Annotated in this window: 2 protein-coding genes; both read right to left on the minus strand. The window is 43.0% G+C overall.

Annotated features, from left to right (window positions below; translation table 11 throughout):
- A partial coding sequence (locus HP439_RS19055) for a phthiocerol/phthiodiolone dimycocerosyl transferase family protein (RefSeq protein ID WP_172391905.1) occupies positions 1-1,168 on the minus strand: 1,168 nt, incomplete at its 3' end.
- Positions 1,165-1,508, minus strand: a 344-nt coding sequence (locus HP439_RS19060) for a hypothetical protein (RefSeq protein WP_216657909.1), incomplete at its 5' end; no start/stop codon positions are given. The genes HP439_RS19060 and HP439_RS19055, both read right to left, overlap by 4 nt.

Raw genomic sequence — 1,508 nt, forward strand, 5'->3', positions numbered from 1 at the left:
AAGAAAAATCCATCTGCCCACCAAATGTGGATACAACCAGTGTATTGGAATTCAGCCATGGAAAGGCCACTGTTGGGCTATAAACGGTCTCAACTTCAAAATTCTTATAGGTGCGGGGAATATCGATATTGCCCATATTGGAAAGAGTGACGTCATGCCCACCTCGAGTTGACCTCAATAAGGAAATCATTTTTCCAAGAACCGGATGCATTCGCTCTCCCATCCATAGGAGCTCCCGCGCGTTTAATTTTTGGATCTTGCCGGTAAGCTCCGTCTTGATCTGTCTGGCACTGTCTAAAAGACTATTTGAACCCTTTTTCAGCGACAGTTCAACCGTGGGAGCGAACGCGAATAAATGATCTTGTTTAATTTCAGGTATAAACCGGCGAATGTCGACAGGACAAATGACCTTACCCTTGCTGGCGGCGGCCTGCAGCTGCCGAAAAGCATTCATAAATGCCGCGCAAAGTAACGCATGGACAGAAAGTCCGTGAGCTTTACAGCGCTCAATTATATTTGCCGTTGCTACGGAATCAAGCTTCCAGTGGATAACATAGTTATCACCAAGATTTCTTTTTTTACCTTTTAACTGCATAAAAAAGAAGATCCGTGCTAAAAATAGATATAGCTTCGCTTTACGCTTCTTTCGTTTGACATCAAAATCAGCTGGTAAAAACTCATTTACCGAACGAAACATGGGGTAGGATTGTAAATTAACCTCCGAATCATCAAGCAGGCTAAAAAGTTCCCGCATCAGTGTCACGCACGTTGCGCCATCACAAACGCAGTGTGGCATTACCAAGATAATCTCAGAGACGCTATCACCCTTGATCCACAGCACTTTGGCAAGAGGCTTTTTCGGATTATCGAACAAATGCCCCCACTGCTCGCGGGATATCGAAATCCAGTCCTCGTCCGTTTTACGTTCAAGCATGCGAAGCGGTATAGGCTCGATATTTTCTTTTAGAACAAAGACAGGGTGCCCATCCTCCTGGTTCTCTATCACTGTTCTAAGCATCGGGTGCTTTTGTTGAATCTTATAAAGAGCAATATTAAAATTTTCCTCAGGGATATTTCCTTTAATTTTCGCTGCAAACACGCAGTTTAACGGTGTAATGGGATCAACATACATGATCCGTTCTACCAATAGTAGGCTGCGTCTGCTCATGATAGATTGTTTGTAGTTCTTAGTTTAATGGACTTTATTACCTCATCACGGATAGCCTCTGCCTCCCCGTAAGGTAAAAATCCTTCACTCCCAATAAAAGAAAAATCCATTTCACCACGAAATGTTGAGGCGACCAGCGTGGTGGTATTACCTAGGGGACCGATGACCGATGGACTGAATATAGCATCGAGTGAAAACTTGTCGTATTGATGCGGAATCTCAATGCGTCCCAAATTGGAAAACATGCAGTCATTTGTAGATTTACCCCTCTTTAAAAATTTTGTCAAACCTTCCAAATTACTGTGCGAGGATTCCATAATCATCATATTAAGGTAAGGAT

Source organism: Sphingobacterium shayense (genome assembly GCF_013179575.1).
Lineage (GTDB): Bacteria > Bacteroidota > Bacteroidia > Sphingobacteriales > Sphingobacteriaceae > Sphingobacterium > Sphingobacterium shayense.